The sequence below is a fragment of the Acinetobacter minutum genome, from assembly GCF_035916735.1.
In the GTDB taxonomy this organism is placed as follows: Bacteria; Pseudomonadota; Gammaproteobacteria; order Pseudomonadales; family Moraxellaceae; genus Acinetobacter.
In genome coordinates this window covers 1-545 of sequence record NZ_JAQIHG010000073.1, presented here as the reverse complement: position 1 = coordinate 545, position 545 = coordinate 1, and the positions used below count along the sequence as shown (strand labels likewise).

Below are 545 nucleotides of genomic sequence, written 5' to 3'. Positions count from 1 at the left end.
TTCCTTTGTTTGCTTGGTGTGGTCTTTCATGGTTGTAATGCCACAGCCAACTCGTTGCATAATCTTGCACTTCTTCCAGTGTGTCAAATAGATGCTTGCTTAGCCAGCTATAGCGTATAGTCCGATTATAACGTTCAATATACGCATTCTGCTGTGGCTTACCTGGTTGAATATATTCAATACGAATACCTTGTTCAGTTGCCCAGCGTACAAATTCATGACTGATAAACTCCGGGCCATTGTCACACCGAATAACTAACGGCTTTTCTCGCCACTCCAGCAACTGATTCAACGTACGAATAACCCGGATTGTCGGTAATGAGAATCCTGCTTCAATCGCTAAACCTTCTCGACGGTAATCATCAATTACATTCAATAGCCGATACTTACGACCATCGATCAGCTGGTCATGCATAAAATCCAGTGACCAGACCTGATTTGCCCGGATCGGCTCTTTCAGTGGTTCTGGTGCATGTCGTTTCAATCTTCTTCTTGGCTTAATACGCAGATTCAGTGCTAATTCACAGTAAATACGATAAACACGC

At 43.3% G+C, this 545-nt stretch carries 1 pseudogene; it reads right to left on the bottom strand.

The features are described from left to right. Window positions 1-545, bottom strand: a pseudogene (locus tag PAE54_RS12440) (IS3-like element ISAca1 family transposase); the annotation flags it as partial.